The 26,160-nt window shown below is 44.6% G+C and carries 24 protein-coding genes and 1 pseudogene; 11 read left to right on the forward strand and 14 right to left on the reverse strand.

The genetic code is table 11. The features are described 5' to 3' along the window. Both ACUVJL_RS14660 and ccmS read left to right on the forward strand, forming a co-directional pair. A partial coding sequence (locus ACUVJL_RS14660) for an ABC transporter ATP-binding protein (protein ID WP_445246511.1) occupies positions 1–1,398 on the forward strand: 1,398 nt, incomplete at its 5' end. 506 nt (positions 1,399–1,904) lie between these two features. Beyond that, the gene (ccmS, locus tag ACUVJL_RS14665) at positions 1,905–2,339 is read left to right on the forward strand and encodes a beta-carboxysome assembly chaperone CcmS (RefSeq protein ID WP_333186693.1); all 435 of its coding nucleotides are present in this window, start codon (positions 1,905–1,907) and stop codon (positions 2,337–2,339) included. A 203-nt stretch (positions 2,340–2,542) separates the two neighbouring features. Here the strand turns inward: ccmS and ACUVJL_RS14670 are convergent, their stop codons facing one another. The 5 genes from ACUVJL_RS14670 to ACUVJL_RS14690 all read right to left on the reverse strand — a co-directional run bounded on the left by ACUVJL_RS14670 (position 2,543) and on the right by ACUVJL_RS14690 (position 8,829). After that, complete coding sequence (locus tag ACUVJL_RS14670) at positions 2,543–2,764, reverse strand: HEAT repeat domain-containing protein (protein WP_445246512.1); 222 nt, start codon at positions 2,762–2,764, stop codon at positions 2,543–2,545. Positions 2,765–2,926: 162 nt separating this feature from the next. Further along, complete coding sequence (locus ACUVJL_RS14675; RefSeq protein WP_445246513.1) at positions 2,927–5,905, reverse strand: HEAT repeat domain-containing protein; 2,979 nt, start codon at positions 5,903–5,905, stop codon at positions 2,927–2,929. Between the two features lie 126 nt (positions 5,906–6,031). Continuing rightward, the gene (locus ACUVJL_RS14680) at positions 6,032–6,967 is read right to left on the reverse strand and encodes a fused MFS/spermidine synthase (protein WP_445246514.1); all 936 of its coding nucleotides are present in this window, start codon (positions 6,965–6,967) and stop codon (positions 6,032–6,034) included. Between the two features lie 518 nt (positions 6,968–7,485). After that, positions 7,486–8,094: an adenylate/guanylate cyclase domain-containing protein gene (locus ACUVJL_RS14685; protein WP_445246515.1), complete on the reverse strand. Its 609-nt coding sequence runs from the start codon at positions 8,092–8,094 to the stop codon at positions 7,486–7,488. A 6-nt stretch (positions 8,095–8,100) separates the two neighbouring features. Then, a complete protein-coding gene (locus tag ACUVJL_RS14690) occupies positions 8,101–8,829 on the reverse strand; it encodes a response regulator (RefSeq protein ID WP_445246516.1) in 729 nt (242 codons plus the stop codon). Between the two features lie 325 nt (positions 8,830–9,154). Between ACUVJL_RS14690 and ACUVJL_RS14695 the strand changes: the two genes are divergently transcribed. Together ACUVJL_RS14695 and ACUVJL_RS14700 are read left to right on the forward strand one after the other, a co-directional pair. Beyond that, positions 9,155–9,514 carry a hypothetical protein gene (locus tag ACUVJL_RS14695; protein ID WP_445246517.1) on the forward strand — a complete coding sequence of 120 codons (360 nt, stop codon included), beginning with the start codon at positions 9,155–9,157 and terminating at the stop codon, positions 9,512–9,514. Between the two features lie 156 nt (positions 9,515–9,670). After that, positions 9,671–9,889 (forward strand): hypothetical protein, encoded by a 219-nt coding sequence (locus ACUVJL_RS14700; protein ID WP_445246518.1) that lies wholly within the window; start codon positions 9,671–9,673, stop codon positions 9,887–9,889. Between the two features lie 248 nt (positions 9,890–10,137). Here the strand turns inward: ACUVJL_RS14700 and ACUVJL_RS14705 are convergent, their stop codons facing one another. Beyond that, entirely contained in the window at positions 10,138–11,043 is a 906-nt protein-coding gene (locus ACUVJL_RS14705) for an ABC transporter substrate-binding protein (RefSeq protein ID WP_445246519.1), read from the reverse strand. Between the two features lie 423 nt (positions 11,044–11,466). Then, complete coding sequence (locus ACUVJL_RS14710; protein WP_445246520.1) at positions 11,467–12,252, reverse strand: ABC transporter ATP-binding protein; 786 nt, start codon at positions 12,250–12,252, stop codon at positions 11,467–11,469. Positions 12,253–12,264: 12 nt separating this feature from the next. On the opposite strand from ACUVJL_RS14710, the gene ACUVJL_RS14715 reads away from it, so the two are divergent. Then, on the forward strand, positions 12,265–12,477 hold the full coding sequence (locus ACUVJL_RS14715; protein ID WP_445246521.1) for a hypothetical protein: 213 nt from the start codon (positions 12,265–12,267) through the stop codon (positions 12,475–12,477). Positions 12,478–12,632: 155 nt separating this feature from the next. On the opposite strand, the gene ACUVJL_RS14720 is transcribed toward ACUVJL_RS14715, so the two are convergent. Then, positions 12,633–13,625 carry a FecCD family ABC transporter permease gene (locus tag ACUVJL_RS14720; RefSeq protein ID WP_445246522.1) on the reverse strand — a complete coding sequence of 331 codons (993 nt, stop codon included), beginning with the start codon at positions 13,623–13,625 and terminating at the stop codon, positions 12,633–12,635. A gap of 47 nt (positions 13,626–13,672) precedes the next feature. Then, positions 13,673–14,227 carry a methyltransferase domain-containing protein gene (locus tag ACUVJL_RS14725; RefSeq protein ID WP_445246523.1) on the reverse strand — a complete coding sequence of 185 codons (555 nt, stop codon included), beginning with the start codon at positions 14,225–14,227 and terminating at the stop codon, positions 13,673–13,675. A 176-nt stretch (positions 14,228–14,403) separates the two neighbouring features. Here ACUVJL_RS14725 and ACUVJL_RS14730 point away from each other — a divergent pair, with 176 nt between their 5' ends. The 3 genes from ACUVJL_RS14730 to ACUVJL_RS14740 are packed head-to-tail and all read left to right on the forward strand — an operon-like array spanning position 14,404 to position 16,209. After that, positions 14,404–14,850, forward strand: coding sequence for a SufE family protein (locus tag ACUVJL_RS14730; protein WP_172189131.1), 447 nt, complete (start codon positions 14,404–14,406; stop codon positions 14,848–14,850). Between the two features lie 14 nt (positions 14,851–14,864). Then, positions 14,865–15,779, forward strand: a complete 915-nt coding sequence (locus tag ACUVJL_RS14735; RefSeq protein ID WP_445246524.1) for an alpha/beta fold hydrolase — start codon at positions 14,865–14,867, stop codon at positions 15,777–15,779. Between the two features lie 55 nt (positions 15,780–15,834). Then, complete coding sequence (locus tag ACUVJL_RS14740) at positions 15,835–16,209, forward strand: hypothetical protein (protein ID WP_445246525.1); 375 nt, start codon at positions 15,835–15,837, stop codon at positions 16,207–16,209. A 189-nt stretch (positions 16,210–16,398) separates the two neighbouring features. Here ACUVJL_RS14740 and ACUVJL_RS14745 read toward each other — a convergent pair whose 3' ends face one another. Continuing rightward, the gene (locus ACUVJL_RS14745; protein ID WP_445246526.1) at positions 16,399–19,116 is read right to left on the reverse strand and encodes a right-handed parallel beta-helix repeat-containing protein; all 2,718 of its coding nucleotides are present in this window, start codon (positions 19,114–19,116) and stop codon (positions 16,399–16,401) included. 423 nt (positions 19,117–19,539) lie between these two features. After that, positions 19,540–19,881 carry an iron chelate uptake ABC transporter family permease subunit gene (locus tag ACUVJL_RS14750; protein WP_445246527.1) on the reverse strand — a complete coding sequence of 114 codons (342 nt, stop codon included), beginning with the start codon at positions 19,879–19,881 and terminating at the stop codon, positions 19,540–19,542. Between the two features lie 271 nt (positions 19,882–20,152). Between ACUVJL_RS14750 and ACUVJL_RS14755 the strand changes: the two genes are divergently transcribed. Further along, on the forward strand, positions 20,153–21,118 hold the full coding sequence (locus tag ACUVJL_RS14755; RefSeq protein ID WP_445246528.1) for a sterol desaturase family protein: 966 nt from the start codon (positions 20,153–20,155) through the stop codon (positions 21,116–21,118). Between the two features lie 250 nt (positions 21,119–21,368). Next, positions 21,369–21,566: pseudogene (locus ACUVJL_RS14760) on the forward strand (SufE family protein); the annotation flags it as partial. A 39-nt stretch (positions 21,567–21,605) separates the two neighbouring features. Here ACUVJL_RS14760 and ACUVJL_RS14765 read toward each other — a convergent pair. The 3 genes from ACUVJL_RS14765 to ACUVJL_RS14775 form a co-directional block, all read right to left on the reverse strand. Further along, a complete protein-coding gene (locus tag ACUVJL_RS14765) occupies positions 21,606–23,069 on the reverse strand; it encodes an MFS transporter (RefSeq protein WP_445246529.1) in 1,464 nt (487 codons plus the stop codon). A 79-nt stretch (positions 23,070–23,148) separates the two neighbouring features. Next, positions 23,149–24,297 (reverse strand): homocitrate synthase/isopropylmalate synthase family protein, encoded by a 1,149-nt coding sequence (locus tag ACUVJL_RS14770; RefSeq protein WP_445246530.1) that lies wholly within the window; start codon positions 24,295–24,297, stop codon positions 23,149–23,151. A gap of 178 nt (positions 24,298–24,475) precedes the next feature. Then, complete coding sequence (locus tag ACUVJL_RS14775; RefSeq protein WP_445246531.1) at positions 24,476–24,970, reverse strand: acyl-CoA thioesterase; 495 nt, start codon at positions 24,968–24,970, stop codon at positions 24,476–24,478. A gap of 141 nt (positions 24,971–25,111) precedes the next feature. Here ACUVJL_RS14775 and ACUVJL_RS14780 point away from each other — a divergent pair, with 141 nt between their 5' ends. Continuing rightward, positions 25,112–25,963, forward strand: a complete 852-nt coding sequence (locus ACUVJL_RS14780; protein WP_445246532.1) for a universal stress protein — start codon at positions 25,112–25,114, stop codon at positions 25,961–25,963. The last annotated feature ends 197 nt before the right edge of the window (positions 25,964–26,160 follow it).

The raw sequence follows: 26,160 nt of genomic DNA on the forward strand, positions 1-26,160 counted from the left end.
CGCAGCACGGGCGGTTTGATTTCTATTCTCAATGATGATATCAATCAACTCGAACGTTTTTTGGACGACGGCGCTAATGAGGTAATTCAGGTAATGACAACGGTTGTTGTGATTGGCGCGGCTTTTTTTGCTGCATCTCCTCTTGTTGCTGGGCTGTCAATGCTGCCGATACCTTTTATTATTTGGGGTTCGATCGCCTTTCAAGATCGCCTCGCTCCTCTCTATGCTGATGTGCGGGAAAAGGTAAGTTTTCTGAACGGGCAACTGTCGAATAATTTGATGGGAATTACTACTATTAAAAGTTTTACTTCCGAAGATTATGAAATTCAGCGCATCGAAACACAAAGCCAAGCTTACCGCCAAAGCAACCGACGGGCGATCGCACTTTCGGCTGCTTTTATTCCGCTGATTCGGGTTGTGATTTTCTTGGGGTTTATTGCAACACTATTTCTGGGCGGTTTGGAGGTGGTGGCGGGCCGGTTGTCTGTGGGAACTTACAGCGTTTTAGTGTTTATGACCCAGCGGTTGCTGTGGCCGCTGACTCGCCTGGGAGATACTCTGGATCAATACCAGCGCGCCATGGCTTCTACTAATCGGGTGATGGATTTGTTGGATACTCCGATCGCAATTCACACAGGTGATATTCGGCTGCCGCTTAGTTCGATTAAGGGTGAACTGGAATTTAAAAATGTTACGTTTTCTTACAATCAAAGAAAACCGATTTTGCAGTATTTTTCCCTGACTCTGCCGGCGGGAAAAACTACTGCGATTGTTGGCGCGACTGGTTCGGGAAAAAGTACGCTGGTGAAACTAATTTTGAGGCTGTACGAGGTACAGTACGGGAATATTTATCTCGACGGGATAGAATTAACTAACCTGAATTTAAAAGATTTGCGGAGAGCAATCGGATTGGTGAGTCAAGATGTGTTTTTGTTTCACGGTACGGTGGCAGAAAATATTGCTTACGGCAGTTTTGAGGCAAGTAATCGAGAGATAGTAAATGCTGCTAAAATTGCTGAAGCGCACGAGTTTATCGCCCAATTGCCGGACGGTTACAAGACTATTGTAGGGGAACGCGGTCAAAAATTGTCGGGGGGACAGCGGCAGCGAATTGCAATTGCGAGGGCTGTTTTGAAGAATCCGCCCATTTTGATCCTTGACGAAGCTACTTCAGCGGTGGATAACGAGACGGAGGCGGCAATTCAGCGATCGCTCGAACGAATTACCAAGAATCGCACTACAATTGCGATCGCCCACCGTCTTTCTACTGTCCGCAATGCTGACTGCATTTTTGTGATGCATGAGGGGATAGTGGTAGAATCGGGGCAGCACGAACAACTTGTGGAACAGGACGGAGTTTATGCGTCGCTCTGGCGCGTGCAATCTGGTATAAAATAAAAACGCAGCAGTTTTTGGGAATTGGGAATTGGTAATTGGCAATTGGTAATTGGCAATTGGGAATTGGGCATTGGTAATATCATGTCTGGTAGCATCATAAGTATCTGGGCGGGGCGGGTTGAGATAATTAGTTTGACAGGTAGATTGTGGGTAAAACCCGCCCCTAGGAGATCGAAATTTATCCGATCGCGAATCAACCAGACATGATATATAGCAATCCTCGCATCAGTTTCAATAACTGGTTTAACTGGTTCCCTGGCTCTGCCTGGGAACCGATGTCCAGAGGCTCTGCCTCGGCTGCAACAATGGAGGCATAGCCTCCGGATCTGCGTTACCAGGCTCAGCCTGGTAACGAGTAACTTCCAGGCTGAGCCTGGTAACGAGTATAATCATTTGCTATAGTTGGTAATTTGAATCCTAACTAATGACAACTGCCAACTGCCAAGTGCCCACTGACTGCTGACTGCTGACTGTAAAATATTAGTTTATACAAACAAGAAGAGAAAATGTTTCTATTTGATAGCCCTGAGTCCAAACCCAACGAAAATAGCTGGAGTCGGAAATTAGATAAATTTGTGAAAGCTAATCAACATGAATTGGCTGCTTTGGCTTGGGGGCTATTTCTGGAAAGGGGAGAGGAAAGCGAGGAGATTTTGGCAATTGATATTGCAGAAACTGCGCGTTTTGTGTATTGTAAGAAAGAGGCGGTTGAGGAGTTGAACCGTCAAGTGAGAAGTCATATTCAGGAAGTTGTAGGTGTGTTGAACGCTCACAAGCCTGAGAAGGAAGTGGCGATTTTGGCGATCGGTGAAGGTCAAATTAAGTTGATTCTTTTTGAACCTAAGCCTGAACCTCCTGTTTGTTTTGAGGAAGCCGCAACAGATGTTGATACTTTGTTGGCTAAGCTGGAACAGCAGATGGTTGAATGTATGAAAGGATAAGATTGCTCGGATCTTGAAATCGCGTCTACACAAAGGAAGTCCGAGCAGAGGGGGACTAAGAAATGATATCATGTCCGGTCGAGCGATCGCGATTTTTGTAGGGGCGGGTTCACCAACAATACGTGCCAATAATTGACCATCTCAAAAACCCGCCCCGACCGGGATATTATGGTTAATCATCGGACATGATATGAAAGGAGTATTTAAGCCTCATTTAGTATCAGTTGTCCGAGGGCTTGGATGACGCTGGAACGGACTTCTGGTGAGGTGTCTTTCAAGGCTTTAACTAATATGGGTACCATCGCGACATCTCCCATTTTTCCCAGTGCTTCTGCTGCTTTCGCCCTGACAGGGGGGCGGGCATCCTCTAGGGCGGTGCAGAAGGTGTCTAGCACCATCTGATAGTATGCGGGATTTTGAATCATGCTGTTAGCCTCGGGTTTGGATCGCGCTTACTTTTGTATCAAACTTTTGGCAAGACTTACGCACTCCGCCAAAGAAACCGGGTTTTTTACTTAATCTCTGGGTAACAAGGAAGTATTTTGGTAAAAACCCCGTTTCTGACCTCCCGTGCGTAATTCCTATGGCTAGTTCACGTCTTCGGATATGCCTTCGACGAAGCCAACGCCTGCTTTGCCCCAGACGCTTGATTCGGCGAAGTGTTCGCCAACTTTCACCGCTGCATTTTTGGCACCGTTGTAAAGCTGTTTGAGGCTGATTAGGTTTTTCCACTCTATACGTTTTTGCTCTTTGATTTCCTTAAATTCTGCATCAATAATAATGCGTGCTTGTTGCTCGTCTTGCACATTAGTATATTTTTTTTCTAATGCCTGGATGATTTGCACCACTGCATTTAGTGCAGCTTCAGGGGAGGATTGCTGGGCGGCTGGGATGTTTTGAGTAACGTTGGGATTGCTGTTTTCAGCGGCATAGTTAACGGCGATGATGGCATTTGGTTGGTTAAAGATGGGTGATTGGTTTGACATCAGTATGAGTTCCTTGACAGATTGTATGTCTAGGCTAGCAGAAGAATTCGCCGGATTGCTGCGACTTTCCGGGAGTAGGGACAACTGACGTATCGGGTAGTTGTAGTATTTGCAGGCGGCTGGGATGGCGAGGATGAGGCGGTGAAATTCTTTGCCCAATTCGGAGGGGATTAAGGTAAGGAGGTGGGGGAGATGGGGGGCGACTTTCTCTGCGTGCTGCTTAGCGATATTGCCTAAGGCATCTGCCGCCATCCTACGTACATAATAGTCTGAATCTTTAACGAGTTTAAGTAATCCCGTTATCGCCTTCTCGTCACCGATATGACCTAAGGCCACTGCCGCCCTCCGACGCACACCAGAGTCTGAATCTTCAACGAGTTTAAGTAATCCCTGAACCGCTTTCTCGTCACCGATATTGCCTAAGGCATCTGCCGTGCTACTACGCACATCAGAGTCTGAATGTTCAACGAGTTTAAGTAATCCCGTCATCGCCTTCTCGTAACCGATATTGCCTAAGACCTCTGCCGCCCTCCATTGCACATAAGAGTCTGAATGTTCAACGAGTTTAAGTAATCCCTGAATCGCCTTCTCGTCACCGATATTGCCTAAGGCATCTGCCGCGCTACTACGCACATCAAAGTCTGAATCTTCAATGAGTTTAAGTAATCCCGGAATCGCCCGACCGTCACCGATTTTTCCTAAGACATCTGCCGCGCTCATACGCACAGAAGAGTCTGAATGTTTAACGAGTTTAAGTAATCCCGGAATCGCCTTCTCGTCACCGATATTGCCTAAGGCATCTGCCGCCATCCTACGCACAGAAGAGTCTGAATATTCAACGAGTTTAAGTAATCCCGGAATCGCCTTCTCGTCACCGATATTGCCTAAGGCATATGCCGCGCTAGTACGAACAGAAGAGTCTGAATGTTCAACGAGTTTAAGTAATCCCGGAATCGCCCGATCGTCACCCATATTGCCTAACGCATCTGCCGCCATCCTACGCACATCAGAGTCTGAATGTTCAACGAGTTTAAGTAATTCCGGAATCGCCTCATCCGATCGCACTTCCCCCAAAAGCTCAGCCTTCAACCACCCCGGCACATCCAACCCATCCAGCAACCCAACCGTGCGCTGCTGAAACTCCCGCTGCACCTCCCCCGCCAGCCGCGCCCCCAACATCAAATCCACATCCAATGCCAGCCCCACCACCCGCACCGCCTGCACCTCATCCCGCAACAACGACAGCATGAACGCCAGAGGCTCCGTCCATTTAAAATAATTCAAATAGAAATGCTGCAACCGTTCATCATCGATCGCATCAATATGCCTTTCAGCCAACAGTTTCAGCAATGCCCGCCCTGCATAATACTCCTGAAATAATTGGTGATGAAACTCAATTTCCTCCGGTTTTGCCGCCACCTGCAACAGATGGTGCTCCAGCAAATCCTCTAGCCACTCCTTCGCCTTGGTTGGCGCATCCAGCACCCCCCGATCGCCCAACCAGCCCTCCAAAATCCCCTCAGCCCGATCGCGAGAAATCGCCACCCAACCATCCGTGGGGCGCTGCGAGTCACCCTGCAACATCACAAAAGCCAACTGCTGCAAAACCTCCGACTTGAATAGCTGAAAACCATCCGAAACCCACGCACCGCGCTTAAACTCCTCATACTGGCGATCGAACTCCTGAAACAACTCGCCCTTACTCTGGGGAATTTTCCCGCTATTTTTAAACACCTTACACATCATTTCCAGTAGTAACGGCGTTTCGGCAATCTCTCGCAGGCGATCGCCCAATTGTCGCAGCAGCGAATCCCCATGTTGCGGCAAATGCTTGTGTACAAACTCCCGCATCTGCGGTTGCGTCAGCGCGCACATCTCCAGTTGTTGCTCAATGCCCAAAGATCCGCCCAACGCCAAATCCCGCGTCGTGAAAATCATCGGCGTATCGGAATTTTCTTCGCGGAATAGCTGCAAATCCTGCCGCCTTTGTTGCGATGGCATCTCATTCACGCCATCCAGCAACAGCAACAACTTGCCATCCAGCAACAAATCATCCACCTCTTCCCGGCAAACTCTCAGCTTTGCCTGTCGAAATTCGGCACAGATTGCTTCTAAAATCGAGCGATCGCTCCTCAACTGCACCAACACCGGAATCGGTCGATCGCCCTCCTTGAGCGCTTCTGATGCCCATTCCCACCGAAAACGCTGCAAAACCGTCGATTTTCCCGAACCGGGCTTGCCCACTAGCAGCACATTTCCCTGCTGCACGTACTTGCGGAGTCCCGCCAGCACTTCCAGCCGCTCGATTTTCGTTTCTGGTTTATTTTGTGCGGATCGAGGTTGCGATCGATCCTCCGGTGGCTTTTCCACCCGCACCTCCACCTGTAAATCCGTCAGCGTGTAGAGATGCTGTTGTTTTTTATAAGACTCAACCAGGGATTGCAGATATTTAGGAAAATCAACTGGTGTCGCCATTTGATTGTAGATTTTAGAATATGGATTTATTATAGATTTTTTCTCGATCGGCGATCGATGCTGAAAATTTGGGAAAAAAGTAGCATCAATATTCTGTGTGAGCAACCATCATCTCGATCCCCCCTAACCCCCCTTAAAAAGGGGGGGACAAGAACTTACTCAAAGTCCCCCGACCTAAGGGGGATTTAGGGGGATCGAAACTTCGATAAAAGCGAGATATTATTATCAATATCAGAATAACCAGCAATCAAAATAACCAACAGGCGGCGCCTCGTCATGCAAAATTTGAGCTCGATCTAAATTAGCTACAGCTTCCGCCAATTCTGTACCTAATTTTACTTCCTGTGCTCTCTCTGTTAATGGAAATGAAAATTGATAGCCATCTTGCAAATATTTTGCCCTAGCAACAATCTCGTCTTTCTCTAAAATAGCGCTGTTAGTCCCAATCAAAACGCTGTTAATATCCTTCCACGGACACACGCACACCTGAGAAAACACGCTTTGAAAAGTCTTGATTTTTTCCGCATAAAACTCATCTCTTTGCAGCAGATTTACCAGCACAACTCCCTCACTTGACAAGCGTTTTTCGCAGAGTTGATAAAATTCTTTCGTGGCCAGCCTGTGCGGAAAGTAGCCGTTGCCAAAAAATACGTCCGTCATGATGATATCGTACTGCATATCGGGATTTTGCTGTTCCAGATACTCTCTGCCGTCTTGAATTGTCACACTCAGCCGATCGTCCAACTGCACCCCAAAACACTGTGTAGCTGCTTCAAGTGCGATCGGATCGACATCCGCACATTCTATAACAGTTTCCGGCAAATAGTGGTGCAAAACTAACGGAATTCTGCCGCCGCCAAAACCAGCAATGTAGATTCTTCGAGGTTGGCTTTGCCACACTAAACCTAACATCATCGCCTGAGTATATTCTGACACTAGATGTAAAGGATTGTTGAGATCGAAAACAGATTGCAGTAAATCTGTATGCAAATTAAGTTTTTCTACTAAAGCTAGCTTAATTTTGTATTTGTCTTTTCTGACTACAACATAGTGAACTCCCGAATCTTGGCAAAAAATGATTCCATCCGGCTGTTGTTGCAGCCAAGCAAGCCGCTGCTGAATGGCGGCTAAATTCATAGGTTGCCAAGTTTTTGGGCGATCCATCATCTGATTTTAATTTTTATTAGGACTAAGGCCAGCGTGTTAAAATTAGTAAGGTGCGTCAATCGATTTTAGATTTTAGATTTTAGATTTTAGATTGACCCCACGGATAAATGCGGGGGCTTGAAGATTTTCGATTTTCGATTTTGGATTGATTCCACGGATAAATCCGGGGGCTTGTACCATCAAGAAATTCTTGGTCAGTTCAAAACTCTCAATAACCTCTTGCAAAAATCCTTTTCATCAATTGATGGGACGGCCTAGATGCCCATCCCACAAGAGTTATTTTTTCTTGTGGGATGGACCGAAGAGCCCGTCCTATTTATTTTTGCAAGAGGTCTAATAATCACTTGATAACGCAAGTCTAACCGCATATTCCACGTTTATAAAAGACACCCGCCTATCGCTCTATCCCTACTTCACAAACCTGGAATACGCTGTATTTCTTAAATTCGCGCAGGCGGAAGAAAGTTAGTATAGACGCGATTTAAATCGCCGAGTCTTCAAAGATATAACAATAGAAATTAAGTAGATTCCAGCCGCTTGTACGCCACCAATTCCAAACCTGAAATCGAAAGTTCCATTTTTTGCCAATCTTGCTGGTCACCTTCCAACTTTTCAAAGGCTGCTGAGGTGAGCAAAATCTCTCCCCGTTCCGCCAAATCCTCTCCCAGCTTGGATGCCAGATTAAATTCCGATCCGTACATATCCTCTCCTTCCAGCATCAAAACATCGCCGCAACCAATACCAATGCAGAGGTAAATATCCATTTCCGGTGGCAATGTCGTGTTGACAGCCGCCGTTTGCTTGTGAGAGTCGATCGCAGCTTCCACCGCCGATTTTACATCGGGAAAAACTGCAAAAATATTGTCTGCTTCCTCCTTAACTACAGTGCCGCCGCATTCGGAAATTATCGGTTTGACAATTCCGTGCATCCGGTGAATCATTGCCAAAAAATGAATAATTCCGTAGCGGACTGTCGTGCGCGAAAATCCCGACATATCCATTACTAAAATAGCGTAATTTTGGCGAAAAGTTTCATTGATTTTCGCATCAATTTCCTCCATTCTTTCGGGATGTTCGTTTCTTTCTTGCAGCAAGCTTTCCAAGTTAGCGCGGTTATTTGTTTTCATTTTAGTTTAATTAAATTCCCAATCGCGACACAGTTCTTGAGGGCGACCAGCAGGATGCACCGCACAATTGATGCTGTCCTTGCCGTAATAATAATCGCAGACTTTGCAAGGTTTAGTTTGCTCTAGTTTTTTCATCAAAATTGCCCGGATTGTCTGCACTCGGTTTCGATACTTGTTTGCATTCGAGTGACTCGGTTCAATTGCCAAAGCTTGCTCGAAAGCTGCTAAGCTGGCCTGGTACAATTTAATAATTTGGGCGCTGTATTTTGTCCAAGCATCGGCGCGGCTTTGATACAGTTCGACTGTACTTAAGTTTAAAATCCCGTATTCTGTCCAAGCGTCCGCTGAAGCTCGATCGAACTTAATATTGGCATTGAGCAAAACTTTTTTTATCGTTGCCAAAAGTTCCCTCGGCTGCCAAGGTTTGCTAACATAAGCCTCGGCGCGATCGATCGCGCTAGACAATAAACCTAACTGCTGTCCCTTTCCTGTTAAAAATACGACTGGTATGTTCCTCGTTTCGGGATTAGCTTTAATTAAACGGCAAACACCGTAGCCGTCCATGCGGGGCATTACGATATCTAACAATACTAAATCCGGGTAAATTTTCTCAATTTTATCCAGCGCTTCCACGCCGTCTGATGCTTGAATTACATTCAATCCGCTGCACCTCAACTGATATGAAATGCACTCCCGCTGGCTGCGGGAATCTTCCACCACTAAAACTGTACTCATCACTCCCCACCTGCTGTTTGAGGTAAACTTGTTCGCTGCTTCGAGCGGCCCATTCTGCAATTAGTTTACCCACATTGAAAGAGTTTGTTATCACTGGCAAGCTAAACTTACTAAAATTGCAACAAATCTTAAACTGGGAAGCAAAGGTGATACTTATCAGAAAATGCTGGTTGCTAATACGCGGACAATTATTCGAGGTTGAGGCGGTAAATATTCGGCTTTTAAGCCTTCATAGCGGCAAAATGTACTGATTTCGGGCGAAAGCCTTGTTGAATTGCAACAGATAATCGGCTACTGTATACGTTGAAGTTCAGAAGGACGACAAATGAATCGATTGCTCCTCACTTTATTGGTAAGTCCGACGCTGTTTGGATCTGTGATGTCTTTGAGCGCGATCGCAAATCCCGCTCAAATTGGCGAAACACCAAGCCAATCGCTTGATTCGCCCAAGTGTGTGCGATCGCCCCACACTCAGCGTCTGAGTTGCGTGCGCCTCCCCGTCAAAACCGCTGCTGCTAATTCTCAACCAAAAATCAGTTGGCAGCGCCCTGCTGACGAACAGGTGGCGATGCTGGATTTTTCGGAAGAAGAAAGCGATGCCGCCGTGGCGATGTTTGGCTGCGACTGCCCGGTTTGTATCAATTCCCTGCGCCAGTTGCGCGGTGTGCCCCTGTTACCGGTGTAAGGGCGATCGATCTCATATGTTGCACCATTGTCAATTAACCTTTTATGAACAGGCAAGATGCCTGTTCCACAAGAAAATTTATCTTTTGTAGAACAGGCATCTTGCCTGTTGCTGACAATGGTGCAAGATATCCGATCGATTGTCAATTAACCTTTTATGAACAGGCAAGATGCCTGTTCCACAAGAAAATTAACCTTTTATGAACAGGCCGGAAAGCCTGTTGCTGAAAATAGTGCAAGATATCGCAGCGATTGTCAATTAACCTTTTATGAACAGGCAGGATGCCTGTTCCACAAGAAAATTGATCTTTTGTGGAACAGGCCGGAAAGCCTGTTGCTGAAAATGGTGCAAGATATCAGATCGATTGTCAATTAACCTTTTATAAACAGGCAAGATGCCTGTTCCACAAGAAAATTGATCTTTTGTGGAACAGGCCGGAAAGCCTGTTGCTGACAATGGTGCAAGATATCAGATCGATCCGACATCATTGGGAGTCAGTGTCAAAAACCTGGTTTCCGATCGCTGCGCGCTTTTGAGTGCCTTTAGCTTTCTCACTTTTAGATAAATTGTAGTCAATTTGTTCCAGGATTTCTAGAGATTTTTTATCTCTCAAAACCGCGTCTCTACTTTTTAGCGAGAACTTGTTTAAGTTGAGCAGTTGCTTGCTCAATTTTTTCGATACTACCTGGATTGACCAATCCGTAGTAGTCAAAAACGTAAACTCGATTATTTTTTGTAGCTGTTAGTTGATTCCAAAATGAATCAGATTTAAATTCATCTAAAATTCCTTCTCCCCGATCGACTATAATGATTACTTCGGGATTAGCCTCTAAAACCTTTTCCGCTGAAAGCGTCACGTAGCCTCGAACCGGGCTATTTCCTTGCAATTGGGCTGCCACATTTTTGACGTTAAACTTACCCAGCAAATCTCCAGCCCAACTGCTTTGATTGGGCGATAAAATCGGTTGTCTGCTTACCAAAACTAAAGTGGCGGGGTTTTGATTCGGGATGTCTGCTAAAAATGTTTGGTAGCGTTTTAACAGAGGTTCGGGATTTGTATTGAGGGATTTAGCTAAAGTTGTTGTTAACTCTTCTAGGGATTTCCAGCTATCAACTTGAGTGAGTAAAGTTTTTATTCCTAGCTGCTGCAATTTTTGCATTGTTTGGTCATGAAATCCCGACGCACCTACCACCAAATCCGGTTTCAATGCGATGATTTTTTCCAAATTGGGAGGCGTGCGTTCGGCAGTGACTGCGGTAATCCCTGTAAATTTGGGGTTGCTGCTGACTAATGCGCTGCCGGGAATTCCTACAAGTTTGGTTGGATCGAGTTGATGGATAATATCGGCGGTTAAAGGTGTTAAAGCTACAACTTTTTGTGCTGATTCGCTGTTAGTTGTTTGTGGTTGATTAACTGGCGAATCAGCAGGAGTTGATTGCTGAATTTGGGGTGAAGTGGCGGCGGAGCAAGCGGTAAATGCTAAACTCAGCAACAGGATAGCGATACGATAAAAAAAAGTTTTGTACATACTTTAGGCGGGAGTTACAGCGAGTTTAGACCAGGTTGAGACAGAATTGACGGGAAGTTCGATCGCACGAGTAAAATGATTGTTGACTGTTGACTGTTGACTGTTGACTGTTTGGATATTTGAACAATACCGATGCAACCGGAAACGATCAGACGGGAAGTTCGATCGCACTTTAGCGCTTAATGATTTAAATATCAATAGTTTACGGTAGATTTTTTATAAAAAACCGCATTTATTGCCTGAATTCGGATTTTTCAAGTATCTCTTAACTTTTATTCTACCCTTTGGAACCACTACTAGGCAATAGTTTAAAGCCTGTGGCACTCAGATAGAACAGCGGATTGTGGCCAGAAGTTAATAGAAATAGTTATGAAGAAATTGAGAACTTAGTGCGAGGACCAGGTTATACTTATCATAAAAGTATTAAGTGTGAAGAGTGGGAGCGATCGCACAAATCTGCAAGCCTACAGAAGTTTCTAAAATGATAGCTTCTACCCCAAAAATTTCAGCTAAATTATCAGGAGTTAAAACTTCTGCGGGAGTTCCTACACAAAAAATCTCCCCTTTATTTAACATAGCAATCCGCGAACTGTACCTAGCAGCTAAATTAATTTCATGCAGCACCGTAATAATCGTCAATTTTTGTTTTAGATTGAGTTGGTTAAGCAACTCTAACAATTGCAACTGATAGCAAATATCTAAATAAGTAGTAGGTTCATCTAATAGCAAAACTTGCGGATTTTGAGCCAAAGCTAAGGCGAGGAAAGCGCGCTGCCGTTCGCCTCCTGAGAGTTGTTCGACAGGGCGATCGCGAAATTCCTCAATCCCAGTTTGAGTGATAGCAACCTCCACCTTTTCCGCATCTTCCTTGCTCAATTCCCACTGCCACCAACCCTGATGAGGAGAACGCCCCAAACTAACTAATTGCCGTACCGTCAAACCTTCTGGCACTGTTTGCTGCTGCGGCAAAATCGCTAATTTTTGAGCGACAACAGCCGCAGGTTGAGTATGAATTGCTTTGCCATCAAGCAACACACTTCCTTGCTGCGGAGTTAGGATGCGACTAACTAACTTCAAGAAAGTAGACTTACCAGAACCGTTGGCACCGATGAGACTCAACCACTCACCAGGTTGTAAAGATAAAGTGATGTTGTGGGCGATCGCAACTTCGCCGTAACCACCAGTTAAATTTTGAATTTCTAAACTCATTCTATTTTGGTAATGGGTAATTGGGCATGGGGCATGGGGCATGGGGCATGGGGCATCGGGCATGGGGCATCGGGCATGGGGCATCGGGCATGGGGCATCGGGCATGGGGCATCGGGCATGGGGCATCGGGCATCGGGCATCGGGCATCGGGCATCGGGCATCGGGCATCGGGCATCGGGCATCGGGCATCGGGCATCGGTTACTAATAAGCTGTTGAGCATTTAAATAGAATGTCAACAAACAATCTAAGTCTTGTGGGGTGGGCGTCTCGCCCGCCCTGAATATGCAATTTAAATGCGTGACAGCTTAACTAATGACTGATGACTAATAACTAATAACTAATAACTAATAACTAATAACTAATGACTAATGACTAATGACTAATAACTAGAACGCCGATAAAGCAGCCAGACAAACAGGGGAGAACCCAACAAAGCCGTAACCGTACCCACAGGCAATTCTACCGCACCCAAACGAGCCAAAAAATCTGCAAAAGTCAACACCCAAGCACCGCCGATCGCACTCAGCGGCAATACAAACCGATAATCATTACCAACCAACAAACGCACCCCGTGAGGCACAACCAATCCCACAAAACCAATCAATCCGCCGATCCTGACAGCACTCGCAGCTAGCAAAGTAGCAACACCCCCAATCAACAAGCGCGATCGCACCAGCGAAACCCCCAAACCAACAGCTAAATCGTCGCCCAAAGCCAGCAAATTTATCCCTCGACCCAAAAAACATCCTAGCAGCAAAGCAGCCAAAATATAAGGTGCAGCCACCTGCAAATCCGACCAACCGCGACCGTTCAAACTGCCGATTAACCAATTCAAAGCAGCTTGCAAGCGGCTGTCTTCAGCTAACAGCAGCAGCGTAGTTTGTATTGCCCCAAACAGAGAACTCACAGCCACACCAGCTAAAACCAAACGTTCCACAGAAATCCCCGTTTTAGTTTTGCCCAAAAAGTAGACCAGCATCGAAGTTAAAATAGCACCTATCCAAGCTGCCAAAGGCACCCAAGTTTGAAATATTCCCAAAGTCAGCATGGTAATCGCAACCAACCCTGCGCCCGCCGAAATTCCTAATACAAAAGGATCGGCTAAACCGTTGCGGAGCAACCCTTGCAGCAAAGCTCCCGACATTCCCAAAGCCGCACCAACCGTCAGCGCCGCCGCAACTCTGGGCAAACGCAATTCCCAGAAAATAGTCTGATTGACAGCATCACCTCGGTGCAGAAATGCTTGCCACAATTGAGCTGAACTCATGGGTACCGCACCAAAAGAAAGCGAAAGGGCGATGGTTAACAGCAAAGCCAATCCTAAGAATACAACTGCCTGAAAAACTCGATATTTTAGCCAGATTTTTTTCACAATATATTATACCGCTTTGCTTTTAGATAAATAGCCTTTTTGCAGAGTTATTTCTGCGCGATCGCCCAAACTACCAAGGGAAAATCCGGCTCGTTTGCTAGCGAATGAATGGAGGGATTGTAAAGCTCCCACCTCGCAAAGTTAGCCACCACACAAGCTCGGTTTCCCCACGCTCCTGTTTGAATGCTTTCTAAATTAAAACCGCATTCAGCAAGCAAGTATTTGATACCAGTCTCTGTCCAGCGAGAGCAGTCTGTAGGATAATCGTGAATGCGAATTAAAAATGGTGTGGTTATTAAAAAGTATCCCTGGCTGTTGAGCATTCTATATATATTTTTTCCAGCGCGGTAAGGCCAAAGTAAATGTTCAAATATCTGCTCGGCAATTATCAAATCAAATGTTTCGTCGAGGCAAGACTCGCAAATGTCAAAATCGGGATATTTGAGCGATTTATAGCTTTTGAAAGACTCCCAATTACCCCAACTATTGCCGGATATTTCTAATACATTCAATCCCTCGGGCTGCAAGCTTTTAACAATTCTGCGCGTTTCGCGGTTCATTATGACTCGACACCAATCTTCGTTAACAGCACTAAATACCATATTTCCTCGATTTTGAACGCTCGAACTCGTTAACTACAATAACGATAACCCATTCACCTGAAGACGGCTTCAGTGCGAACACATGAATGCAGATCAACGTTGATGTTGCAAATCGAACACACCTGCAGCTACAATAAAATTTATAATATTAGCAAAATAAACTACTACTTAGAATCATGTCCGCAAACACCGCGCTACCCGCAGCCTTAGCTAAAATCGTCCAGCGCTTTCAGCGACATTCCGATCCGAAACAGCGCTACGAACAACTGCTGTGGTATGCCAAGCGACTTCCAGCATTTCCCGAAAGCGACAAATTGCCGGAAAACAAAGTTTCTGGCTGCGTGTCGCAAGTTTATATTACCGCAAATTTGGCCGACGGGAAAGTGTTGTATCAAGGCGATTCAGACGCTCAGCTAGTCAAAGGATTAGTGGGCTTGTTGGTGGAAGGTTTGAGCGGATTAACGCCTGCTGAAATTGTCACCATCACCCCAGATTTTATTCAAGACACGGGATTGAATGTGAGTCTGACACCTTCCCGCGCTAACGGATTTTACAACATTTTTCAAATGATGAAAAATAAGGCACTTGCTTGTGAATTGAGCAAGCAAGCCGAAGCAAATTAAAAGAATAAACAGCCATGACTCAAACTACAAATTTAACAAAATCAAATTCGGGCAACTATCCCGCCGCAGCTCAAGAATATCTGTGGAATTGGAAAGAAACGCAAATCAAAGTTATTTACGAAACCCGAGGACAGGGAAATCCTGTATTGCTGCTGCCTGCTTTCAGTACGGTTTCTACACGAGAAGAAATGCGTCCTTTAGCAGAATTGTTAGGTCCCAAATTTCAAGTGGTGAGCTTAGATTGGCCGGGTTTTGGCGAATCGGATCGCCCGCGAATCCACTATCAGCCGCAATTATACCATCAATTTCTCAAAGATTTTGTTGAGTCAATTTTTAATAGTCCTGTTGCTGTAGTTGCGGCAGGTCACGCTGCGGGTTATGCGATGCAGTTAGCGCAATCAAAGCCTAATGTATGGTCAAAGATTGTGTTAGCTGCACCGACTTGGCGCGGGCCTTTGCCGACGATGAGCAAACAGCAAAGCGGGTGGCATGGAATTGTGAGAGAATTAGTACGATCGCCATTACTGGGACAATTCCTATACAAACTAAACACTGCGCCGTCATTCCTCAGTCTCATGTACCGTCGCCACGTCTATGTTGATGCTGCAAAACTCACGCCCGATTTCATCGAAAATAAGTGGAAAGTTACTCAAAAAGCGGGCGCGAGATACGGTCCCGCTGCCTTTGTGACTGGTGGTTTAGATCCGGCAAAAGTGCGATCGGAATTTACAGATAAATTTAAACAGTTAGCAGTGCCGGTGATGGTTGTAGTTGCTGAAAATGCGCCGCCCAAATCCAAGGCTGAAATGGAAGCATTAACGGAATTACCTGGTGTTGAATCGCGAGTTATTCCCGGTTCTTTGGGTATGCACGAAGAGAATGCAGAAGCTTTGGCAAATGCGGTTAAATCTTTTATTGGAGAGAATTAAGAGGGAATGAACCGCAGAGGGCGCAGAGAACGCAGAGGGGAGAAGGGAAGAGGGGATGAATGCAAGCTGTTTTTTTTACGTTAGTTGGGATTGTTTGCTATTGGTTTTGTCTGCCAGTTTATGCTATCACAGAGCCGCCCAGATGGGAGCTTTTCTAGAACTAGCATTTGTCAACGATTTGATGGGAGAAAATGCCGCTGATGAGGGACACAAAAACTGGCATCAAGTTTCTATTAGTAAGATGGAAGCAGCGATTAAACTAATCGGAGCCGAGCATTTTGTTCTCAGCACAGATTTGGGAAGAAAACCCGATCCTTTACCTGCAGAAGGCTACAAGTTATTTGTGGAAAAATTGATGGGCGATGGCATTTCTGGGCGCGAAATTGATTTAATGATGAAGGAAAATCCAGCTCATTTGTTAGGAATTTAGGCGTTTGGTGCAGCGGTGCACCCTACATGACCGAAAGCATCCAGGATACAAGCCCCCGGATTCATTCCTTCGCAGACTCCGGACCCAGAAATAAAAAACCTGTATCCGATGAAACTTGCCCCCCGAATTTATCCGTGGGGTCAATGCTTCAATTCTTTAATCTAAAATCTAAAATCTAAAATCGATTGACTATTCTTGATTGCCTTTGCCCCGCAGGTATCCGTTATCTGCAATGCGCCAAGCACCCCCAGCATTGCCCGTTAAATCGCTATGTTCCACGGTAGCAATGCCATCTCTGTAAATGCCGATCGCCTCACCTTCATTACCATTAATCCGACACCGGCGCACGATCAATTTTCCTCCCAATCCGACACCTATTCCCAAACTGCCGTTGTCAAAAATACTGCAATCTTCCACCGTTGCTTTCCCATTATCCGATATAAAAATTCCGTTCCATACCCCATCATGAATTTGACTGCGGCGGAGGATAGAATTTGCATCAGGGCCGCAAATTCCCACCACAGAATAGTCCGCAGAAGTGATATCGCTGTCTTCTATGATTAACTCGCCTTTGCGAATATCTACAGTGTAATATTTCCCAGTTGCGCTCAGCGTTAAACCGCGCACTAAAGCACTGTCAGTTGCCATTTTAATGCAGTTTGAGCTGATACTTTCAACAACAATGCGATCGACCTCTCCGCTACCGATAATTTCTACCGCTTTGTCGAGAATTAGACTTTCGCGATAAACGCCTGGATGCACGTCAATCCGCGTGCCCGGTGCTGCATTTTTCAGCGCTTCGCTAATAGTAGTATAATCGCCTTGACCCTGCTGAGAAACAACAAATTTTTGACTCTTCAAAACTTTGGGATCAGAAGTAGATGCTTCAATTTGCCCTGACTCTGAGTCAAAATGCTCAGATTGTCGATCGCCTGCTTCGGAAAGTTGCGATGTTAGCTGCAAGCGTTCTTGATAAACTGTCTCTAGCTGATGTTCTAACTCGGATACTTGAGATTGAAGTTGAGCTTGATTCTGGTTTGCTGTCTCGATTTGACTTTGAGTTTCCGAGAGTTGAGAATAAAGGTGTGATCGTTCTCTGTTAGCAGTTTCTAGCTGAGATGCCAAGTCAGAGCTAGTTTGACGCACACTTTCTAACTGACTTTCTAAGTCGGATACTTGAGATTGAAGTTGAGTTTGATTTTGATTAGCTGTTTCGATTTGACTTTGCAATTCCGAGAGTTGAGAAGTGAGCTGATATTCCAATTCAGAGCGACTTTGACGCACAATTTCTAACTGTTGTTCTAAGTCGGATACTTGAGATTGAAGTAGAGTTTGATTTTGATTAGCTGTTGCAATTTGGCTTTGGAATTCCGAGAGTTGAGAAGTGAGCTGAGCTTCCAATTCAGAGCGACTTTGACGCACACTTTCTAACTGATTTTCTAACTCGGAGATTTGAGCTTGAAGTTGATTTTGATTCTGGTTTGCTGTCTCGCTTTGAGTTTGAATTTCCGAGAGTTGAGAATAAAGGTGCGAGCGTTCTGTGTTAGCTGTTTCTAGCTGAGCTTCCAATTCAGAGCGAGTTTGACGCACACTCTCTAACTGATTTTCTAACTCGGAAATTTGAGATTGAAGTTGATTTTGATTTTGATTTGCTGTCTTGGTTTGAGTTTGGAATTTCGAGATCTGAGAAGAAAGTTGCGAGCCTTCTGTGTTAGCCTTTTCTAGCTGAGCTTCTAATTCAGAGCGACTTTGACGCACACTTTCTAACTGATTTTCTAACTCGGAAATTTGAGATTGAAGTTGATTTTGATTCTGGTTTGCTGTCGGGAATTGATTTTGCAATTGGGACAGTTGAGAATAAAGGTGCGATCGTTCTGTGTTAGCAGTTTCTAATTGAGCTTGCAGTTCCGATAACTGAGACTGAAGTTGCGAGCTATCTCCCTCGCTGCGATTTATCTGAGCCTGCAATTCTGACAACTGAGACAGCAGTTTTTCTCGCTCTCTAACAACCATTTCTGATTGACTTTGTAGTTCATCAACTTGAGAGTTTAACTGCATTTTCTCCAGATTAGCAGCTTCTAACTGTGTTTCCAGTTCTAATAATTCAAATTGAGGTTGCGTTGCTTGTTGGCGAGCGGTTTGCAATTGAGAGTTGAGTATGTCGCGTTCTTGCTCTGCATTCTCCAATTGAGCTTGTAGCTCAGAGAATTGAGAAGTAAATTGCGATCGCTCTTCTTCGACTAATTGCAGTTGAGCTTGCAAACCCGACAGTTGAGACTGAAGTTGCTCCCGCTCTTGAATGGAGCGATCGAACTTAAGTTGAATTTCCGACAACTGGTACTGTACCTGCAATCTGCTTTGACTAGCAGTTTTCAACTGACTGTCAAATTCCGACAGCAGAGCGTGAAATTGAGAACGTTCTGCATCAACCTCCTGTAACTCTGCTTGCATTTCCAGCAATTGAGCGTTAAGCTGCGCTCGCTCCTGCGCCGCAACTTCTAACTGATTTTTAAGTTCGGCCACTTCTGCTAACTGCGACTCAGCTTGTTGAGCATTTTCTAGCTGAAACTCCAAATCAGCAATCAGAGAATCAATTTGCGATCGATCCTGGGCAACTCCTGCCAAAAATCCTTCCATTTCCGACACTTGATTTTTTAAAAAATCTTGCTCGCGAGTCACACTTTCCAACCGACTTTGCAACTGGGACAATTCATCATTTAGCTGATTTTCATTCTGCACCTTTTGCTGCAACTCCGAATTGCGGGCATCCAACTGCTCCGCCAACTTCGAGATCGCCTCCTGTGAACCCTGCATCCGCACCAAATAGCGTGAATTTCGCTGATTCAAAATTAGCCAGCAGACTAATGCCCCGCCTCCAAATCCTATTAATAAAACTAATAGTTCCATTTTTTTATCTAATTGATATAAATTGAGTTATCTTGATGCTTGCCCAAAAAATGGACTTCAACAAATCCCTATCTTACTCAAAGCTATCACAACTTGCAAGCCTCTGTTCACTTGGCTCAATAATTTATATTTCTTTACAAATACCTTTTGTTTACAGGTAAGGTGCGCCCTGCGCACCCTGCAAGTCCGATTAATGCAGCAAATCCACAATATCAGGAATAATCTCGATATGCTGGCTCAGCAAATAATCCAAGTAACCCGCAGTTAAATTTTGAATTTCTAAATTCATTCTATTTTGGTAATGGGTAATTGGGCGGAGCGAAGCTCCGGGATGGGGCATGGGGCATGGGGCATGGGGCATGGGGCATTGGTTACTAATAACTAATGACTGATGACTAATAACTAATTACTAATGACTAATAACTAATTACTAGAACACCGATAAAGCAGCCACACAAACAGCGGAGAACCTAACAAAGCCGTAACCGTACCCACAGGCAATTCTACCGCACCCAAACGAGCCAAAAAATCAGCAAAAGTCAACACCCAAGCACCGCCGATCGCACTCAGCGGCAACACAAACCAATAATCATTACCAACCAACAAACGCACCCAGTGAGGCACAACTAATCCCACAAAACCAATCCATCCGCCGATGCTGACAGCACTTGCAGCTAGCAAACTAGCAACACCCCCAATCAACAAGCGCGATCGTACCAGCGAAACCCCCAAACCAACAGCTAAATCGTCGCCCAAAGCCAGCAAATTTATCGCTCGACGCTACCCGCACCCCTAGCTAAAATCGTCCAGCGCTTTCAGCGACATTCCGATCCGAAACAGCGCTACTAACAACTGCTGTGGTATGCCAAGAGACTCCCAGCATTTCCCGAAAGCGATACAGCAGATTTCATGTATATGTGGTACACTACATTCAGTTTCGGTTTGAGCTTGCACCAGATGGCGTACTCCTTTGGGGTACACAAAATTTGGATAATGCCAGCATATCCCCCAGATCTATCTTCACATGGAGGCTACTATGGAAATAATGAAGTCAATATTAAAGAGTTGTTTATACCCACTAAAACAGCTAGTTGTGCCGGATTCTCAGATTTACTGGCTGTATCTGCTTTCCTCATTATCAATAGCACTACTGCTCTACCTACTGCACTTTGCCAAGACAGAAGAGAAGAAGAGCTTCCTGCAATACTGCTTTCCCAAAGACATTTATCTTCATCATTCCGCAATCCTGGATTATCAGAACTACTTACCCATTATATTGATAAAAAGCTTGATCATAGTACCAATCGCCACAGTCATATCTGCAACCGCTATTGCTGGTGTAGTCAGCGGCTCTCTAACCGAGCTAACTGGCGTAATTACCCTTTTCCCAGTAACCGAGACGCAGCTTTGGCATGATGTTGCTTTTAGTATTTTTCTAATACTGGCTATTGACTTTGGCTATTTCTACAATCATTACCTAAGGCATAAAATTCCTTTGCTCTGGGAATTCCATAAAATCCATCACACGGCTGAAGTGCTTACTCCATTTACTTTATACCGCCATCATCCTGTCGATTATGTTGTCCAAACAATGGCGGTCTCTATCAGTTCCGGTATAGCGATAGGATTGTGGACATATCTGTTTGGCAGCCAGATGCAGGTTCTATATCTCAATGGCATACCCTTTCTGCTGTTCGCCTTTTATATCACTGGTAACTTCCGCCATTCTCATATCTGGCTAGCATTTCCTTCCTGGCTCAGCCATGTTTTTATTAGTCCAGCTCAACACTATATTCATCATGCTAACGATTCCAAGTATTATGACGCAAACTACGGTAAGATATTCGCAGTTTGGGACTGGATGTTTGCTACATTGTACGTGCCGCAAAGCTATGAAAAGCTAGATTTAGGTTTACCTGGCGATGAAGCAAAACCGTTTAATAGTGTAGCAAACTTCTATTTGCAGCCATTTAAGGCAATACGCAAAAATCCACAAAACTGAAAACTTTTCTTTTTCTCACTTCGACCATAATTTTTGGACTTCATGACATCGATAATCTAGCGCCCATATATAGCCTTTCTCAGATAGATGAGGTATGTAATAAGGCTTAAAAGTCCCGATATTCAGGGAATCTCGGGCACCTCATCTTTTTAAGAAAGGCTATATTTAATTACCTTGGTAGAGGTCTTCCCTGTCTTTACTTATTTTAACATAGTTCGGTTTTTTCGCACCGACCTACTTAGTCAAAGGATTAGTTGGCTTGGTGGTGGAAGATTTGAGCGGATTAACGCCTGCTGAAATAGTCACCATTACCCCAGATTTTATTCAAGACACGGGATTGAATGTGAGTCTGACACCTTCCCGCGCTAACGGATTTTACAACATTTTTCAAATGATGAAAAAGAAAGCACTGGAATCCCAGGGAAGTGAGCAATCCGGACTGAATTAAGCATTAAAAATCATCACTAAAATCAACAGCCAATGATTTTTATAGGAGAGCCACTTTTTTATTCTCTATCCACCAAAACAAAGTTGCAAACATTGTCGAAACCATTAATAAAACCCCAAGCACCAAAAAAGTAGTATGTGTAGCAAAAAGTAATGCTTGTACAGGCGCATTGCTAATATCGATATTAGGTGCAAAATTAGCGTTAAAACTTGTGGTAAAGAAGAACAAAGCACCTACTATTGGTACTCCCAGCATCTGCCCTAATATCCGCGAAAATGACAACAATCCCGAAGCAATACCTAATCGCTCTTTTGGTGCGGCTCCCATAATAGAGCTATTGTTAGGAGAGTTGAACATCGCCACTCCTACCCCATAGGGAATAATCCCCAAAATATACTTGATGACAGTTAATTCAGTATCAAATCTGCTGATTAAAAAACATCCAATTGCCATAAATACTAGACCGATTACAGTAATTAGCTGCGTGCCAAAACGGTCGGAAAGAATACCCGAAATAGGCGCAGTCGTCACAATCAGAAGTGACGGTACTACCATTAAAAAACCAGATTTTTGAGTTGAATAGTGTTCAAGGAAGGTGAAGAAAAAAGGAAGGATGAAGATGACACCTGCGATCGCGAAATTTGCAATAAAACGTAGCGTTAAGCCCAGGCTAAACTCTAGGGATCGAAATATTTTAAAGTCGATCATTGGTGCTGCTATTCGGGATTCTAACCATAAAAAGCCAATCAAGCTGACGACAGAAAAACCCAGCATATTTATGGCAATATGAGAATTACCGTTCTGTAATAGGGTAATGCCAAGAATAAAAGAAGTTAAGACGATGGTCAATATCAGCGTACCGATGATATCAAAGTTTTCGGGGTTTCCACTAATCGCAGAATTCGGTACAAAACAAGCCACAATCAAAATGGCAACAATCCCAATCGGAACATTCACCCAGAAAATTAAAGGCCAGCCTCCCACACTCATCAGCAGTCCTCCTACCATGGGCCCCAAGGTAATCCCCATTCCGTAAATTCCCGCTCTAATACCTAGTCCCAGTCCCCGCTCTGCCGCTGGAAATGCCTCCACAATCATCGCAGTTCCCAAGCCAGATAAAAACGCAGCACCTACTCCTTGCAATCCTCGAAACGCTATTAAAAACCAGACATTTGGCGCAATTCCACACAATAGTGAACTGACCGTAAAGATTGTTAAGCCAATAATGTACAATAGCTTCTTGTTCCAGATATCACCTAATTTTGATACCAATATTACAAATATAGCGATTGCCAGCAAGTAACTTAAAACTACCCATTGAATCGTGGCAAAACTGGTATGAAGAGATTCAACCATAACTGGCAAAGCCAAGTTAACTATATACACATCCAAAGCAAAAATGAAGACACCAATACCAATACCAACTATAGTCCACCATTTTTCAGATGATTTCTTCTCTTCTTGCCTTAATTCGTTAGAGTTTTCTGCTGGGGTTATTGACATTATTACTATCTAGGTAGAGGTGGGTATTATTCTGAAATCATCCAAACTATAGCATTTTTCACTGGGTAGGTGCTGTAAATTAGCAATTATCAATAATTTCTAGAAATTCTTTATCGATATCGATTGGGGTTCCTCTTTTAGCCATTTCTTTAATTTCTTTAAGAATCTTAGCTACTAAATATTTGTTTTCAGCCAGTTCCTCTCTGCCAATCTGCTTTAGAGCTAATTCTACAGCAGTCAATCCCGATTGCATCCCTAATGCAATACTACTTTTAATTCCCAAAATTTCTGGATTTAAACTTTGATATAGGCACTCATCTTTTGCCATTGCCCTAACGTGAACACCTGCATAATGGGTAAAAGCATTTTTCCCCACGGCAGGGTGATGAGGAGAAATAGGTACATGAGAATACTCGCTTACCAAATTATACAAATCTTTCAAATATCCGAGTTTCCAAAAGTTTTTCTCCTCAATAAGGTCGGATAAATTTATTAGTAACTCAGCCAAATCCACTATGCCAGCTCTTTCCCCTAGTCCCATCACGCTGACATCAATAATATCTGTTCCCGCTCTGTAGGCATCCAAGGCATTTGCTAAAGCTAAACCTCGGTCGTTGTGGCAATGAACTTCTATTTGTGGATATAATTCTCGTTTGGCTAGTTCCTCCTTCAGGATTTTGACAAAATAATAAATACTACGTTTTTGTTGAAATGGGGTTGTATATCCAGTGGTATCAGCTATGCTGATTATATTAGCTCCAGCCTGCACTGCTGCACTAGCCGCCTCAATCACATTTTTCATAGGAGAGCGAACTGTATCTTCCGGCGTATAGCGAATCAATAAACTATCATTCTGCTCTCTAGCATAAGTTATTACTTCCACAATTTTATCTAGGGCTTCATCTAAACAGATATTATAGTCGCATTGCAATCGTTGAGAGGATACACTAAAAAACACGCCTAAAAAGCTGACATTACAATCCAGGGCTTTTTTAACATCATCTATTCGGCAGAGCGAATGAGCGCCTATTTTTGCTTTTAGTCCAGCATTGGCAATGCGGGTAACGGCTAAAGCAATTTCGCTATCTACAGCAGGATTGCCAGCTTCAATAATATCAACTCCTATGTGGTCTAAAAACTCCGCAATTTTTAACTTTGTTTCAGGATCAAAATAAACTCCAGGGGTTTGTTCTCCTTCTCTCAAGGTAGAATCAAGAATTTTAATCATAATCTACGAGCAATTTAGGTACTAACAAAATCTTGAAAAAGGGGCTGGCATCGGCGAGGACACAATACCTTATACAAACTTGAGCCATTACCCCCAATAGATATCTCCAAAAAATACAGTCAAAGGCCGCCAGGATGCCTGCTCCACAAAAGTTATTGGGGAGATCTAATAGATAACTCTAAGGGTTGACCGCCAACTTGGCCAAAGCTGCCTGCACTGTTGGGGGTAATTGACGCATAATCTTACCTTTGTCGCGATCGACACCAACCAAAGTTACCTGTGCTGTGACATATAACTCCTGAGTTTCGGGCGATCGAATTTCGTAATCCCAAAGCAGCCGCACACCCTCGCTAGCACCTATCCGCGTTCTGACTGCCACAGATTGACCCATTTGTACAGAGCGGTGGTAGCGCAGCGAAAGTTCCACCACGGGCAATTCCAAACCCTGCGCCACCCAGTCTGCATACTCGATGCCGAGAGAGCGCAAACTTTCCACCCTCGCTTCCTCCATCCAAGCCAGATAAGTCCCGTGCCAAACCACACCGCTGTAGTCTGTATGGTGAGGGTACACTCGCACCAAATATTCAAACCAGCCCTCCGAGTTCATCCCAGCCCGGTTTTGAATGGCACCAGCCGGTGCGAGTTCTGGTTGAGTTCGATCGTTCTCTAACACGTTACAAATCGTTCCAAAACGCTACATTTCTACAAATCATAAAGCAAATTTCAGGCTTATGCTTGACATTAGGCAACTAGAGTAGCAACGCCCTAGTTTAACCTCCCACAAGAAAACTCAACTATTTTTACCGCCAAAACCATGATAGAAAAAATTTTAGTAGCCGTCGCCGGTCGCGGCTTGTGCGAAGAGATGTTTAATATGTTAATGGACATCCCTTCCTTGCAAAAAACCTCTGTCACCGTCTTGCACGTCGTGCCGCCGCAAGTAACATCCGACGGCATGGCCACCAAGTTGGAAGAAGGAGGCAAGATTTTAGCACAAGCCATCCAGTCTTTGAAAATAGATCCCAGCAAAGTCAATCCCCGGCTCAAACAGGGAGACCCGAAAACAACTGTTTGCCAAGTCGCAGAAGAAGAAAAAGCCGACTTAGTAATTATGGGTTCCCGGGGACTCGGACGGCTGCAATCGATTTTGGAAAACTCTGTCAGCCAGTACGTTTTCCAGCTAACATCCCGACCGATGCTGTTAGTAAAAGACGACATCTACGTCAAAAAAATCAAGCGGGTCATGGTGGCGCTAGATAAATCCGAATCCGCCAAACAATCCTTAGAACTCGCCCTATCTTTTGCCAAAGAAGTCAGTGGCGGACAGATAATTCTAGTACACGTCACCAAAGATTTGACGGGAAAATCCACCGAAGATTTAACAGCCAATGCTGAAAAAGACCCTGTATTAGCGCCTGCAGTAGCACTCGCGAAACAAATGGGAGTTAGCTACCGCTGCGTGAGTGCCACCGGCAAGCCAGGGGAAGCAATTTGTAAGATTGCAGACGACACGAATGCCGACTTGTTGGTAATCGGTTCCCCCGATCGCCGGCCGAACGTTGCCAAAAACTTTGTGGATCTCGATCGACTCCTGGGAAATTCGCTATCAGACTACGTGCGAGTTTACGCCAACTGTCCCGTCTTGCTAGCCCGCACAGTCGGCTAGAATCTCATCAGAAAATTGGGTAGAAACCTCGTCCTTTTAGGACGGCTTTATATTACAATATAATTGGTCAACGACCCACCCGAGACGATGGATCAAACAGCCTATACGAGCGAAGTTCAGCCTTGTGCTGGCGGCTTTCGCAAAATCGGTAGACCGGGAAAAGACGATAGGGCAATGATAAACATCCCTAGAATCAA

Source organism: Microcoleus sp. OTE_8_concoct_300, from assembly GCF_031383065.1.
Classification (GTDB): domain Bacteria; phylum Cyanobacteriota; class Cyanobacteriia; order Cyanobacteriales; family Microcoleaceae; genus Microcoleus.